The following is a 15,287-nucleotide window of genomic DNA, read 5'->3' on the forward strand; positions in this document are numbered from 1 at the left end:
AGCTGACCATCCCCTATTTGTTTTTATTGGTTTACCTAACCTTTAAAAACGGGTTGTGATCTGCGGTAAACACCTCATTTGCTTATTTTTTTAAGATAAACAGTGGTGTTACTTGAACTCTAAATGGTTAAAATGCACATTGTACAAAACAACCATCCCCTTATCTGAAACGAATAGGAAGCTCACTTGTTTGAAAAGAAATTGTCTTTAGCAGACACCTCATCTCAAATTTTGATGAATCACTTCATCGGAATAAGTTATTTCCCCTTCGAATATTATGATGTCCGTTTGCTGAAGTTTTATACAATAAGTTTAAGAAAAATTGATTTTCTATTTTTTACGGGTGTTATTTGTTAAAATTAAAATTAATGGATTTAAGGTTTTTGAATTCATCATTACATAGAGAATTCTTTCTAATCGCGATAAACTTGAAACGGAAGGACGTTTATAATGGCTTTATTAACGATTGATCATCTAGTCGGTGGATATACAAGAAATCCTGTATTAAAGGATGTTTCCTTTGACGTAAAAGAAAAGGAAATTGTTGGTCTTATCGGGCTAAATGGGGCAGGGAAAAGTACAACAATTAAACATATTATCGGGCTAATGGAGCCTCATAAAGGTTCCATTAAAATTAATGGTCAATCCTTTATGGAAAATAAAGAAGCTTATCGCCGTTTATTTACGTTTGTTCCCGAGACACCGGTTTTATATGAGGAACTTACCTTAGATGAGCACTTGAGGTTAACCGCGATGGCATATGGTTTAGATGAATCTACCTACAAAGAGAGAATTGCCCCATTGCTAAAAGAGTTTCGGATGGAAAAACGCTTAAATTGGTTTCCAGCCCATTTCTCAAAAGGGATGAAACAAAAGGTAATGATTATGTGTGCCTTCTTGGTTCAGCCATCCCTATATATAGTGGATGAACCATTTGTTGGGCTCGATCCTCTTGGGATTCAATCACTACTTGATTTAATGAAGAGGATGAAAGATAACGGTGCAGGAATTTTAATGTCAACCCATATTCTTGCAACAGCAGAGAAGTATTGTGATCGTTTTGTTATCCTACATGAAGGAAAAATCCGGGCTAAAGGAACACTTTCTGAATTAAGGGAACAATTTATGATGCCAACAGCATCTCTAGATGATTTGTATATTCAATTAACAAAGGAAGAAAATTATGTTTGATGAAAATAAGCTTTGGAGGGACCGTGCCGGCGGTCGCATGAAGGACTTAGGAAGATATTTACGTTATATTTTCAATGGCCATATTGTGATTGTCTTATTATTTTTAATTGGAACCGCCGCATTTTATTACCAAGAATGGATTAAGAATCTTTCACCCAATTTTCCAGCTGCGTTGGTAATTGCGGTTCTTATTGGAATAATTGTTACATATAGCCCGGTTTATAATTTTTTACTTGAGGCGGACAAGGTGTTTTTACTTCCTTTAGAGGAGAAATTAAAAGGGTATTTCCTCCGTTCAGGATTTGCAAGTTTAGTGTTTCAAGGGTATATCATTTTATTAGTTCTGGCTGTCTTAATGCCTATCTATGCGCATGTTAGCGATAATGGATTCGGCTCGTTTATTCCTTTTTTGCTCGTTTTGCTTTTGGTAAAGGCTTGGAATCTAGCTGCAAACTGGAAAATTCAATTTTATGTAGAAGCATCTGTACACCGCTGGGATTTCCTAGTCCGATATTTAATTAATACCGTATTTACTTATCTCATGTTTAAACAGGCAAATATTCTTATCCTCATTGTAATCGGGATAATCATGGTCCTTTATTATTACTCCTTTCATATTAGGACAACAAAAATGGGGTTGAAATGGGATTTATTAATTGATGCTGAAGAAAAGAGGATGGCTTCTTTTTATCGATTGGCCAATTTATTTACAGATGTTCCAAAATTAAAAGATACGGTTAAAAGAAGGAAATATCTCGATTTGTTCATTAGCAAAATTCCATTTTTACAAGAAAAAACGTACCTTTATTTGTTCGCTAGGACATTTTTACGTTCATCCGATTTTCTGGGATTGTTTGTTCGGCTGACCGTGATTGGCGCACTTGCTATCTATTTTATCTCATTCGGAATCGGACAACTTGTGCTTACCATTTTATTCGTATATTTGACGGGTTTTCAATTGCTGCCATTATGGAATCACCATCAAAATAAGCTTTGGGTGGATTTATATCCGGTCTCACAGAGAGACAAGACAGCGTCATTTCATTTCCTATTAACGATAATATTAGTGGTTCAATCCTGTATTTTTGCCTTATTAATTTTGATTAAGGGAGAATGGTTCTATTCACTGCTTGTTTTAGGAGCCGGTCTGGTGTTTAGCTATTTATTTGTTTATTTTTACAGTAAAAGTCGTTTGAAAAAATAGTCTGAGTATTCCCCTTTTTTAGGGGATTTTTTTTTGGAACTATTGGGCGGTTCTGCTCGTTTAGATTCATAATATAGAGTGAGAGGAGTTGGTCCAATTGAACGAGTATGAAGTGAAAGTTTATGAAGAAGTGGAAGAATGGAAACGAAGATTGATCAGACGGTCAGGAATGATGAATCGGTTATCCAAGAAAGCCCAAGTGAAAATAAATGAATGGATTCCAGAAAAGGTCCATGAAATGATGACAGAAAGCATTAAGGCAATGGTTAAGGCAACCTTATTTGGGTCGCAGCTCACTACTAGTAAAGTTCAGGCTAATCCTTTATCCCTCGCTGAAAGAGATGAATTAGTTCAAAAAAAGATTTCCGTCTACCAAAAGACGGCCATCGTTGAAGGAGCAGGAACAGGGGCCGGAGGAATTTTGCTGGGACTTGCCGACTTTCCGTTACTCCTAACGATTAAAATGAAATTTTTGTTTGAAGCAGCCGCAATCTATGGTTTTGATACAAAAAAGTATGAAGAGAGATTATTTATTCTTCATGTGTTTCAATTAGCTTTTTCAAGTGATGAAATTCGAAAAAACACTTTATCAGAAATTGAGCATTGGGAACATAGAAAAATAGAACTCATCGAAATGGATTGGCGCAAGTTTCAGCAGGAATACAGGGATTATATTGATCTCGCCAAGCTTTTTCAGCTTGTGCCGGGGATTGGAGCGTTCGTGGGTGCCTATGCTAATAATAATCTTCTAAAGATTTTAGGTGAAACTGCGATGAATGCTTATCGATTAAGGTTGCTGCAAAAAGCCCCTGAACAATAAAGTAAGGGGCTCTCAGATGTTTATTCGCTTTGGACATTCAGTGCCACTGAACCTAATGTTTTAGCAGCTATTAACATGGCTTTTTCATCAATATCAAACTTTGGGTGGTGATGAGGGTACCCATCTTCTTCCCTAATTGGTTTTGCTCCAGTAAAAAAGAAAGTTCCAGGAACTTTTTCTAAGTAATAGGCAAAATCTTCTCCACCCATTTCCGGTTCTGTTTCCACAATGTTTGTAACTTCTGGAACAAACTGAGCACAACGGATGAGAATCCCTGTTTCCTTCTCATGATTAACCACAGGCGGATAACCTCTAAAGTAGTCAAACTGATAAGAACTGCCTGATGCATAACATGTACCATGGATGATTCTTTCCATTTCCTCCTCAATAAACTGTCTGACTTCTTCATTAAATGTCCGAACTGTCCCTGTCAGCTTTGCTTTGTCAGCAATCACATTGAAGGCATTTTCAGCAATAAATGAAGCTACCGTAACCACTGCTGCATTAACCGGACTAACTTTGCGGCTGACGATTTGCTGCAGATTGACGACAAGCTGTGAAGCTGTCACAATGGCATCTCGAGTTTTGTGAGGCTGTGCCCCGTGTCCGCCTTTCCCTTGGATTTCTATTTCAAAACGATCGGCTGCAGCCATCATCGGTCCGGTTCGGAATTGAATGGTACCTGTCTGTTCACTTGCCCATAGGTGTGTCCCAAAAATGACATCCACTCCTTCTAAACAGCCAGCTTCAATCATGGATGCAGCGCCGCCTGGTGCATATTCTTCTGCGTGTTGATGAATAAATACATAGTTCCCTTCTAACTCATCTCTAAGTTCATTTAAAGTTTTTGCAAGAATAAGCAGTGTGGCGGTATGGCCGTCATGTCCACATGCGTGCATGACGCCGGGGACTAATGATTTGTATGGTACATCCTTTTCATCTTGAATCGGTAATGCGTCAAAATCTGCTCGTAATGCCACCGTCTTACCCGGTTTTTTACCATAAACCTTTGCCACTACACCATTGCCGCCTACTTGTCCCTTTACTTCTATATTCAGTTTCTCATAATAGTCTTGAATAAACCTGGCAGTATTATATTCCTGAAAAGATAATTCCGGATGCTGATGAAGGTAGCGGCGAATGGAGACCATTTCATCGTAGTAACCTTCTAGTTTAGTGAACAGGTTGTTTAACATATGTAATCCCCCTTATGGTTAAAGTTAAAGAATGTATTTTCAAACAATTTTAACACTTTTAACACTTTTAACACTATTATATAGATTTTTATAATGATTTTTTTTATACTTTTAAAAGTATGTAAACAAGGAGATTCAAGGGTTGGGGGAATAATTTTGAAAAAGAAATCGTTTGTTTTTCTTATAATCGCTGTTTTAATTACTTTATTCACCGCTATTAAAGTGGCTTTACACAGTGCTTTTTGGATGGATACTTATGTCGGAGAATTGTTCTCACACGTACCCAATAGCGCAGATCCATTTTTTATTCAGGTAACGGAAATGGGAGATAAAAAAGGGATTGGCCTTATAGCATTGATCATGTTAGTGTGGCTATTGCTAAAAAAACGGAACTATCCTGGGGCAGCAATGCTTGCTTTATCGCTGGCTTTAGCAAATGAAGCTTATAAGGTATTAAAAGATTGGTTTGTTCGTCCAAGACCTGATTTAGAGCACCTTGTTGAGGTTAAAAGCTACAGTTTTCCTAGCGGACATGCGATGGTTAGTATGGTGCTTTACTTTACAGTTGCTTATTTATTAATTGAGGAAATCCGATCGAAAAATGCCAAATGGCTGGTTGCTATTTTAGCTTCCTTATTAGTACTTCTGATTGGAGCAAGTCGGATCATTCTGCAGGTCCATTATCCTTCCGATGTGCTTGGAGGTTATGCCTTTGGCTTTATTTGGACTGCCATTTGGATATTTTTATACAAATATTTTAAACATCGATATACGAAGAAAAGGCCGAGCTAATGCCGGCCTTTATTTTTATATTAAAAACATAGCAACAATCGTAGTTACAACCAGTCCTATTAATACTGGGAGTAGGTTTCGTCTGGCTAATTCAAACGGATCGACCTTACAAATTGCTGCTGCAGGAATTAAGGCCCATGGTACCAAGGTTCCGCCACCCACCCAAATGGCAGCGATTTGTCCAAGGGCAGTTAGTGTTGCGGCACCTTTTCCAATGGCTGCAGCAAACAAACTGGCAATCGATCCCGCGAGCGAAATGCCTGAGAAGCCTGAACCATCTAAACCAGTAATTGCCCCAACGGTTGTGAGTGTCACAGCACCTACCACCTTACTGAGAGGAACAATGTTGGCAAGGGCAATCCCTAAATCGTTCACAATTCCTTGGGAAGCTTTCGGTAAATAATCTCCAATAATAGTTGTGAAACCGCTGTCACCTAAATAAAAGAATGCGGCAATTGGAATAACTGGACCAAACACCTTAAACCCAAATTGAAAACCCTCAATTAAATATTGAGTTGTTTTTTCTAGGCCTTCGTTCTTGTGACTCATAATGGTAATGAGAAGAAGGATAAGGATGGAGGTTCCACCAATTAGGGCTGTAGCATCTCCACCGGTTAAATGGAGGACGGACATAGCAGCTACATCCGCTGCAAATAGAACTGGTACTAATATTGCGAAGAAACGTCTCTGGGTGAGTGATAAGAGAGTGGGGTTATTCCTTTCTTCATCAGGTATATCCTCTAATACTGATGAAGCGGTTTGAAGAGTTCCACGCTTCATATCTCTCCTTAAAAAGTAGAAGGCGGTAATGGTTGTTACAATCCCCATAACAAAAACTAGTGGAATGCTGGCGTCTATGACATCTTGGATGGGAAGTCCGGCAGCATCTGCCGTAAGTTTAGGAGCTGCTTGAATAACAAAGTCACCTGATAGGGCTATTCCGTGCCCGAACAAATTCATTGCCATGGCGACCCCAAGTGCAGGAAGCCCCGCTCTAATTGCTACCGGCAGCAGGACGGCGCCAAGCAGGGCAACAGCAGGAGATGGCCAAAAAAACCAGGAAATTACCATCATTAGGATCCCAATCGTCCAATAGGCAAGCCCTGGATTACGGATTAATTTTCGAAATGGTGAAATCATCACATCATTTATTCCAGTGGAAGTTAGGGTATGGCTCATCGCGACAATAATCGAAATAACAAGAATAGTAGATAATAGTTCAGTTATTGCATAGCTAAAACTGTTAAAAATACTGCTGACGGAGTGGCTTAAACTGCCGGTGGCTGTCAAGGCTATTAAGAATATCCCGACAATACACACAATGGTTGTGTCCCTTCTCATGACCATAAAGCCAATAATTAAAATAATAAAGGCCACATATATCCAATGAAGGGCTGTAAGTTCAATAAGCATTGAAAATCCTCCTTTCTTCCAAAAAGGGCTATAGCCCTTTTTGACTGTAATACAGAATATGTAATCTGTATCAAGTGGTGAAGTAGAGGAATAAAAAATTCGTGCAATAAAAAAATGGAGCAAAACTCCATTTTAGGTTAAGGTTAACTGTTACCTGCGATTGTATATTTGTTTATATATGGTGAGCTTGTGAAAATTTTTTGCTGCCCGTTGAAATTGGCTTTAAGTGCATCAAATGTGGAATTAGCCCCCTGCCACTTTTGATACAAGGCATTGTTTTCCCAGACAGTCATAATAATATAAGGATTGGAGGATAGAGGACGCAGCAGTCGTAATGCTGTTAAACCTTGGGCGGTTACTACATTTCCCGTCAGCTGTTTAAACTGGTGTTCAAATAAAGGACGGCCTTCATCAGTAACGGAAATGTTATTCATAACAACAAAACCCTCTTTATTTAAGTCTCCATAGGATTCTAAAACCTCATACCTGCGTGGTTCATTAAAAACGGTTTGACCACTGGTTTCATGCAGCAGTATTGCCCCATTTTCATTCAGCATCGCCAACATTCGTTCATTAGGATATTTACTTTCGATCTTCTGTAAAAAGTCTAATGTTCCAGCGGTAATATAAACATTCATCTTTGTCACCCCTAATTAATAAATCTTCCCTATTTTATACATATTCAATCTCAGTATGCTTTCTATTTATTTACACAATTTTAGTCACTTAAAAACGACTTTTTTTTGACAGATCATTTCGTACGCTATACAGAAATAGGAATAATCGTTATAGTGAGGACAGCTATGTATACCAATGGTTTTTAATTTTACCTGTATTATATTAAAATGGAAAACAGACAGTCTTTGAAAGGTGGATATTCCTCATGACAAGAACCATTAATGAAACATTTTTAAAAGCCGCAAAAGGCGAAAAGACAGACTATGTACCTGTATGGTATATGCGCCAGGCTGGCCGCTCGCAGCCAGAGTATAGAGAAATAAAAGAAAAATATTCCTTATTTGAGATTACACATCAGCCGGAGCTATGTGCTTATGTTACACGCTTGCCTGTCGAACAATATAATGTCGATGCCGCCATTTTATATAAAGATATCATGACACCGCTCCCAGCTATAGGCGTGGAAGTAGAAATAAAGGGTGGAGTTGGCCCGGTCATTGATAAACCGATTCGCTCTTTAGCTGATGTAGAAAAATTAGGTGAAATACATCCGGAAGAAGACGTTCCATATGTGCTCGATACCATCAAATTACTAACACAAGAACAGTTAAATGTACCATTAATCGGTTTCTCTGGTGCGCCCTTTACCCTTGCCAGTTACATGATTGAAGGCGGTCCATCCAAAAACTATAATAAGACCAAAGCTTTTATGTATGCAGAGCCAAAGGCATGGTTTGCATTAATGGACAAACTCGGAGATATGATTATTACATATGTAAAATCGCAAATTAAAGCTGGTGCAAAAGCCATCCAAATCTTTGATTCATGGGTTGGTGCCTTGAATGTAGAAGATTATCGGTACTACATCAAGCCAGTCATGAATCGAATTTTTACATCCTTAAAAGAGGAAAATGTTCCGCTCATTATGTTCGGCGTAGGTGCAAGTCATCTTGCCTTAGAATGGAATGAACTTCCGCTCGATGTTGTTGGTCTTGATTGGCGTCTGCCCATTCGTCAGGCTAGAGAAATGGGTATCCAAAAAGCGGTACAAGGCAACCTTGATCCGGCGATCCTTTTAGCTCCTTGGGAGGTTATCGAAGAGAAAGCTAGAGAAATATTAGACCAAGGAATGGCCCAAGACGGATATATCTTTAATTTAGGCCATGGTGTATTCCCATCGGTCAATCCAGACACATTAAAAAGATTAACTTCGTTTATTCATGACTATTCGGGATCCAAATTAAGTCGCTAATTCTTAAAAGTAAGTCGTAAAATTGGTAAGCAGTCCAATTTTTTGGCACAATATAATAAGCTGTTTCAAAAAGGCATTAAAGGATAGTAAGCCTATAATCCCTTTTTAAAAGATAAGCGTATAAAAGTTTTTAACTTTGAGAATTGTCTAGCTCCGGCGCCTAGCCCCTCGATGGTCTACAGCTTATCCAGTTGCGGCTCCTTGGGACGCAAGTCTAGCCACCCCCTGAAGAAGGCAAAAAGCGCCTTCTTGCAGGGTACGTCTTAGTCTAGAGTCCCAGGACAGTCGCCTCCATATTTAGGACAATCCGTCCAAAAGGTTAAAAAGCAACCTTTTGGCCGGCTCGTCTTATGCTTGGCTACAGAAAGCTATCGCTTTCTGTGCACATTACGGGCGACTAGTCTTTGACCCAGCTAACACCGGCCAGTCGACAAGTCGCCCTATATCGGGGCTGGCCAAGTCGCTTGCGCTTTTCTTACATAAACCAGAAAAAGTAGGACTTAAAACGAGGTGCTTTTGAGATGACAAAGAAACGAATGGGTCTATTAGTAATGGCCTATGGTACCCCATATTCATTAGATGATTTAGTGCCATACTATACCCATATTCGCCATGGCCGTAAACCAACACCTGAACTGATAGAGGATCTCAGGAACCGTTACGAAGCAATTGGGGGAATCTCTCCGTTAGCTAGAATTACCTTAGATCAGGCAGAAAAGCTGGAAGAACATCTTAATCAGATTCAAGATGAAATTGAATTTAAAATGTATTTAGGGTTAAAACATATCGAACCATTTATTGAAGATGCAGTAAAAAAAATGCATGAAGATGGTATTGAAGAAGCGGTAAGTCTTGTGCTTGCCCCGCATTTTTCAACCTTTAGTGTAAAATCTTACAATGGAAGAGCGGTTGAAGAAGCAGAAAAATTAGGTGGACTTAAAATTAAAACGATTGAAAGCTGGTACAAGGAACCAAAATTTATTAGCTACTGGGCTGATAAAATAAAAGCAATCTTTGATCAAATGCCTAAAACTGAAAAGGAGCAGGCTGTTTTGATCGTTTCTGCCCACAGTTTGCCGGAGAAGATTCTTCAATTTGGCGACCCATATCCAAGTCAGCTGAAAGAAACGGCTGAATTAATAGCCAAACAGGCTGGAATTGAAAACTTTGAAATTGGCTGGCAAAGTGCCGGCAATACACCAGAACCGTGGATTGGTCCCGATGTACAGGACTTAACGAGAGAACTGTTTGAAAAAAATCAGTACATGTCTTTCGTTTATGCACCTGTAGGATTCGTATGTGACCATCTTGAAGTGCTTTATGATAATGATATTGAATGTAAAACAGTAACAGATCAATTAGGGGCAAAGTATTATCGCCCGGAAATGCCTAATGCAAAAGGCGAATTTATTGATTGTTTAGCAACTGTAATCTTAAAAAGTTTAGCTTAATTGGAATAGACAGAAATGTTTATGGAAGCAGGTGAATCCATGGCGGAGGATAAAAAGAAGGTTGTTATTGTTGGTGGAGGAATAGCTGGACTAGCATCAGCTTTTTATCTGCAAAAAATGATTCTAGAAAATCATCTCCCCATCGAAATTCAGCTGATTGAATCATCACACCGTCTCGGCGGCAAATTACAAACCGTCAGAAGAGACGGGTATACGATTGAAAGAGGTCCTGATTCTTTTTTAGCAAAAAAAACAAGTATCATTAGGCTCGCAAAGGAAGTGGGTATGGAAGGTCAATTGGTGCCAAATGCAACGGGGAAATCATACGTTTTGGTGGACGACAAACTTCATGCAATGCCCGGCGGATCAATTATGGGAATTCCAACAGAAATTGGACCATTTATAACAACTGGTCTTTTTTCCGTTCCCGGTAAACTAAGAGCGGCAGCTGATTTTATTTTGCCTCGTTCTGAGAGCGAAAAGGACCAATCTCTAGGTCAATTTTTCAGAAGAAGATTGGGAGACGAGGTAGTTGAAAATTTAATTGAACCATTATTATCCGGTATTTATGCCGGCGATATTGACCAATTAAGTCTTATGTCAACATTTCCACAATTTTATGAGGTCGAACAAAAATACCGAAGCTTGATCATAGGGATGAAAAGAACAACGCCATCACACCCAAAACAAAAGGATGCGATGGATAAGAAAAAAGGCGGATTTTTAACCTTCAGAACAGGTCTACAATCATTTGTAGAGGCAATTGAGGCTAGGCTTAATCCTAAAATAATTTTAAAAGGCCACCGTGTTGATAAAATAATCAAATCAGAACATGATTACGAAGTTCTTCTAAACAATGGAGAGTCAATTAAAGCTGATACTATTATCGCTGCAACTCCACACCAGATAACTCAATCGATATTTTCGGATTATCGTTTCTTTGCCCCATTTAAATCTGTGCCGTCAACCTCAGTTGCAACCGTTGCATTAGCTTTTCCTGAGGAAGCTATTAAAAATGATATTGATGGGACTGGCTATGTTGTTTCAAGAAATAGCGACTATTCGATAACTGCCTGTACTTGGACACATAAAAAATGGGAGCACTCCACACCAAAGGGAAAGGTTCTGCTCCGCTGTTATGTTGGAAGAGCTGGGGATGAGACAATCGTTGATTTGTCAGATGATCAGATTATTAAAATTGTCCTTGATGATTTAAAAAGGACGATGAATATTACGTTAAATCCTGACTTTTCGATTGTTTCACGTTGGAAAAAATCGATGCCTCAATATACGGTGGGACACAAACAACGCTTAGCAAAGATCCAGGAGCAGATGAAAAAGGAATTACCAGGTGTTTTTTTGGCTGGCGCCTCTTATGGCGGAGTAGGAGTCCCAGATTGCATTGATCAGGGTGAAGCAGCAGTCCAAAATGTATTAGAATTTTTAAAATGAAAAAATCCAATCAGGAGCTGTCCGATAAGACCAGCTTCTTTTTTTATGAGATATGAAAGTATAAAAGTTTTTGACTTCGAGAATTGTCCAGCTCCAGCGCCTAGCCCCTCGAGGTCACAAGCATATCCAGTTGCGGCTCCTTGGAACTCGAAGCCTAAGCCACCCCCTGAAGAAGGCAAAAAGCGCCTTCTTGCAGGGTGCGTCTTAGTCTAAAGTCCCAGGGCAGTCGCCTCCACATTTAGGTCAATCCGTCCAAAAGGTTAAAGAGCAACCTTTCGGCCGGCTCGTCTTGTGCTTGTCGGGGCTGACCAAGGCGCTTGCGCTTTTCTAATAGAATGAATAGATGCGGTTTTTTGAGTATATTAAAGTTAGACTAAGATTTGGAGGGGATTTCATGAAATTGACCGTTATCGGATATTGGGGAGGTTACCCCAAAAAGAATGCTGCAAGTTCTGGTTATTTATTGGAACATGAAGGATTTCATTTACTAATTGATTGTGGGAGTGGTGTTCTCTCAAAACTGCAAAATGTCGTACAACCAGAGGAATTGGATGCAGTCATCCTCTCACATTACCACCCGGATCATATTGCGGATATTGGGGTTTTACAGCATGCCAGGTTAATACAAGGCTTCCTTGGTAATAAACTTCCTAATCTGCCTGTTTACGGGCATTCATTTGATGCACATGAATTTAGCAAACTGACCTATAAAACGATTACTAAAGGAGTAGCGTATAATCCTACAGATATCCTATCAGCAGGCCCGTTCAAAATATCATTTTTAAAAACGAATCATCCCGTTTCCTGTTATGCATTGAGAATTGAGGCTGGCGGAAAAACCCTTGTTTATACTGGTGATAGTTCATTTAAAGAGGAATTTATTGAATTCAGTCATGATGCAGAAATCCTTTTATGTGAATGTAACTTTTATGGAAATCAAAACGGCAAGTCTGCTGGGCATATGAATAGTATTGAGGCGGGACAGCTTGCACAGAAGGCTGGGGTAAAGCAACTAATTCTTACGCATCTGCCCCATTATGGGAACCTTGATGAGCTAATTACGGAAGCATCCAGCGAATTTAACGGTGAAATAAAACTTGCAGAAGAATTTCTATCTATCTCACTATAAGGAAGGGAATGTGACCATGTTATTTATCGATAACAAAGGGATTACTGATCCTCGTATCAATCTGGCGATTGAAGAATATGCATTGAAAAGCCTGGATATAAACGAAACATATTTATTGTTTTACATAAATGAGCCATCGATTATTATAGGAAAAAATCAAAATACGATTGAAGAAATCAATACGGATTATGTCGATAGGAATGGAATTATTGTCGTTCGCAGATTATCTGGTGGTGGTGCCGTCTACCATGACCTGGGGAATTTAAACTTTAGTTTTATTACAAAGGATGACGGGGAGAGCTTCCATAATTTCCGTAAGTTTACTGAGCCAGTGGTTGAAGCCTTGCAAAAATTAGGAGTAAACGCGATGTTGAGCGGTAGAAATGATTTAGAAGTTGAGGGCAGGAAAATATCTGGTAATGCCCAGTTTTCAACAAAGGGCCGAATGTTTAGTCATGGAACCTTGATGCTTAATTCGGAAATCGAGAATGTGGTTTCAGCTCTAAAGGTTAAAAAAGATAAGATTGAATCAAAAGGAATTAAATCAGTTCGCAGCCGAGTCGCTAATATTTCTGAATTTTTAACAGAAAAAATTAGTATAGAAGAATTTCGTTCTTTACTGTTAAAGAGTATTTTCGGCGGACAAGATGAAATACCAGAATATATTTTAACAGAAGAAGATTGGGACAGAATCCACCAGCTTTCAAAAGAGCGTTACCAAAACTGGGACTGGAATTATGGAAAATCTCCAAAATTTAATCTTCAGCATACGCGTCGTTTCCCAGTAGGTTCCGTTGATGTCCGCTTAGAGGTAAATAAGGGAATAATCGAAAGTTGCAAAATATATGGTGACTTTTTCGGTGTGGGTGAGGTAACTGAGATTGAGAAAATATTAACAGGCATCCGCTATGAAAGAAGTGATATTGAGCAGGCTCTTGACGACATAGAGACAGAACATTATTTCGGTAATATTTCAAAAGAGGAATTTATTAATTTAATCTATTAAAAATCAGCGATGTCACTTAGACATCGCTGATTTTTTACCATTTTTCACGAATTACACTTGAATACTTAAAATTCAAGCAATATAATATATTTAGAAAATTTAATATGAATGATTATTCATTCAGGGGAGGGAAACGATGAATCTTTCAGCTCAGCTTCAAGAAACCGCCAAGAAATTTGCCGACAAACCAGCCTATTATTTTATGGGGCAGCAGTGTACTTATGCTGAATTAGAAACTGCAATCCAAAAGTTTGCTTCTGGTTTAGAAAAATTAGGAATCAAGCAAGGAGACCATATTGCCTTGTTATTGGGAAATACCCCGCACTTTGTCATCAGCTTATATGGGGCGTTACGGCTTGGGGTAACCGTTATTCCCGTTAATCCCCTCTACACCGCAGATGAAATTGGTTTTATCTTAGATAATGGGGATGTAAAAGCGGTGGTTGTCCTTGATTTAGCATTACCACTTGCAGAAAAAATGCATACCTTACTCCCAAATGTAGAGCACTATATTTTTTGTGAAACAAAACCCGATTATCTCTTACAACCAGAACTAGAGAAATTATCTGTTTACTCTAAAATGAAATCGTTTACACAAGTGGTTGTCTCTGGTGCGCTGTCATTCCATGGTCCAACTCTGAAGGAGGATGATGTGGCGATTATCCTTTATACTTCTGGGACAACAGGAAAACCTAAGGGCGCTATGTTGACTCACAAAAATCTAATTAGCAACGCTAAAGATGTTGGTGATTACTTAAAAATGAATCAGGATGACAGAGTTGTCACGGTTCTGCCAATGTTTCACGTATTTTGTTTGACTGTCTCCTTAAACGCCCCATTACTAAACGGAGCAACCTTATTAATTGTACCGAAATTTAGTCCAAAAGAAGTTTTCTCGTTAATAAAGGAACATAGGGCCACTATCTTTGCAGGTGTGCCGACCATGTATAATTTCCTCTATCAATATCCAGATGGAGACCCTGATGACCTCCAATCCTTACGTTTATGTATTTCCGGTGGTGCCTCCATGCCGGTTTCGTTATTAAAGAATTTTGAGAACAAATTTAATGTGTTAATTTCAGAAGGGTATGGATTATCGGAAGCATCACCGGTAACCTGCTTTAATCCACTTGATCGTCCGCGCAAGCCTGGTTCGATTGGTACCTCGATTCTCCGGGTGGAAAATAAAATTGTCGACGAACTTGGGCAGGATGTTCCGATTGGTGGTGTTGGAGAGCTAATTGTCCGTGGGCCAAATGTGATGAAAGGGTACTATAAGATGCCGGAAGAAACACAAGCAGCAATTCGGTATGGCTGGCTTCATACCGGAGATATGGCCAGAATGGATGAAGAAGGTTACTTTTATATTGTTGATCGGAAGAAGGATTTGATTATTGTAGGCGGCTATAACGTTTATCCTCGCGAAGTAGAGGAGGTAATTTACAATCACCCGGAAGTGGTCGAGGTGGCGGTAGTGGGTATGCCGGATCCTAATCAAGGGGAGACAGTCACTGCTTATATCGTCAGCAAAAAGCCTGGACTAACACGAGAACAGGTTCAAGAATATTGCAGACAGCACCTAGCCAAGTATAAAGTGCCAACAACCATTGAATTCATAGATGAACTTCCCAAGAATACGACTGGAAAAATACTTAGACGGGCTCTTAAACATCAAATCTCCCAAAAGGTGAATAATTAAAATT

General features: G+C 39.2%; 13 protein-coding genes. 10 read left to right on the top strand and 3 right to left on the bottom strand.

Annotated features, from left to right (window positions below; all coding sequences use genetic code 11):
- Positions 1-450 precede the first annotated feature (450 nt).
- The 3 genes from M3226_RS07875 to M3226_RS07885 all read left to right on the top strand — a co-directional run bounded on the left by M3226_RS07875 (position 451) and on the right by M3226_RS07885 (position 3,215).
- Complete coding sequence (locus M3226_RS07875; protein WP_251564160.1) at positions 451-1,191, top strand: ABC transporter ATP-binding protein; 741 nt, start codon at positions 451-453, stop codon at positions 1,189-1,191.
- Complete coding sequence (locus tag M3226_RS07880) at positions 1,184-2,395, top strand: ABC transporter permease (protein ID WP_251564162.1); 1,212 nt, start codon at positions 1,184-1,186, stop codon at positions 2,393-2,395. The genes M3226_RS07875 and M3226_RS07880 overlap by 8 nt, the downstream gene beginning before the upstream one ends.
- A 97-nt stretch (positions 2,396-2,492) precedes the next feature.
- On the top strand, positions 2,493-3,215 hold the full coding sequence (locus M3226_RS07885; protein WP_098529766.1) for an EcsC family protein: 723 nt from the start codon (positions 2,493-2,495) through the stop codon (positions 3,213-3,215).
- A 20-nt stretch (positions 3,216-3,235) separates the two neighbouring features.
- On the opposite strand, the gene M3226_RS07890 is transcribed toward M3226_RS07885, so the two are convergent.
- On the bottom strand, positions 3,236-4,411 hold the full coding sequence (locus M3226_RS07890; protein WP_251564164.1) for a M20 family metallopeptidase: 1,176 nt from the start codon (positions 4,409-4,411) through the stop codon (positions 3,236-3,238).
- Between the two features lie 156 nt (positions 4,412-4,567).
- Here M3226_RS07890 and M3226_RS07895 point away from each other — a divergent pair, with 156 nt between their 5' ends.
- Positions 4,568-5,203, top strand: a complete 636-nt coding sequence (locus tag M3226_RS07895) for a phosphatase PAP2 family protein (RefSeq protein ID WP_251564166.1) — start codon at positions 4,568-4,570, stop codon at positions 5,201-5,203.
- Between the two features lie 15 nt (positions 5,204-5,218).
- On the opposite strand, the gene M3226_RS07900 is transcribed toward M3226_RS07895, so the two are convergent.
- Both M3226_RS07900 and M3226_RS07905 read right to left on the bottom strand, forming a co-directional pair.
- Entirely contained in the window at positions 5,219-6,616 is a 1,398-nt protein-coding gene (locus tag M3226_RS07900) for a hypothetical protein (protein WP_251564168.1), read from the bottom strand.
- Positions 6,617-6,759: 143 nt separating this feature from the next.
- Complete coding sequence (locus M3226_RS07905; RefSeq protein ID WP_251564170.1) at positions 6,760-7,254, bottom strand: antibiotic biosynthesis monooxygenase family protein; 495 nt, start codon at positions 7,252-7,254, stop codon at positions 6,760-6,762.
- A gap of 245 nt (positions 7,255-7,499) precedes the next feature.
- On the opposite strand from M3226_RS07905, the gene hemE reads away from it, so the two are divergent.
- From hemE to M3226_RS07935, 6 genes are all read left to right on the top strand, one after another.
- The gene (gene hemE, locus M3226_RS07910) at positions 7,500-8,546 is read left to right on the top strand and encodes a uroporphyrinogen decarboxylase (RefSeq protein WP_251564172.1); all 1,047 of its coding nucleotides are present in this window, start codon (positions 7,500-7,502) and stop codon (positions 8,544-8,546) included.
- Between the two features lie 521 nt (positions 8,547-9,067).
- The gene (hemH, locus tag M3226_RS07915; protein ID WP_251564174.1) at positions 9,068-9,997 is read left to right on the top strand and encodes a ferrochelatase; all 930 of its coding nucleotides are present in this window, start codon (positions 9,068-9,070) and stop codon (positions 9,995-9,997) included.
- A 39-nt stretch (positions 9,998-10,036) separates the two neighbouring features.
- Positions 10,037-11,449, top strand: a complete 1,413-nt coding sequence (gene hemY / locus M3226_RS07920) for a protoporphyrinogen oxidase (RefSeq protein WP_251564529.1) — start codon at positions 10,037-10,039, stop codon at positions 11,447-11,449.
- Between the two features lie 394 nt (positions 11,450-11,843).
- Positions 11,844-12,578 (top strand): MBL fold metallo-hydrolase, encoded by a 735-nt coding sequence (locus tag M3226_RS07925; protein ID WP_251564176.1) that lies wholly within the window; start codon positions 11,844-11,846, stop codon positions 12,576-12,578.
- A 16-nt stretch (positions 12,579-12,594) separates the two neighbouring features.
- Positions 12,595-13,584 (top strand): lipoate--protein ligase, encoded by a 990-nt coding sequence (locus M3226_RS07930; RefSeq protein ID WP_251564531.1) that lies wholly within the window; start codon positions 12,595-12,597, stop codon positions 13,582-13,584.
- A gap of 136 nt (positions 13,585-13,720) precedes the next feature.
- Positions 13,721-15,283 carry a fatty acid--CoA ligase family protein gene (locus tag M3226_RS07935; protein WP_251564178.1) on the top strand — a complete coding sequence of 521 codons (1,563 nt, stop codon included), beginning with the start codon at positions 13,721-13,723 and terminating at the stop codon, positions 15,281-15,283.
- The last annotated feature ends 4 nt before the right edge of the window (positions 15,284-15,287 follow it).

Source organism: Neobacillus cucumis (assembly GCF_023715505.1).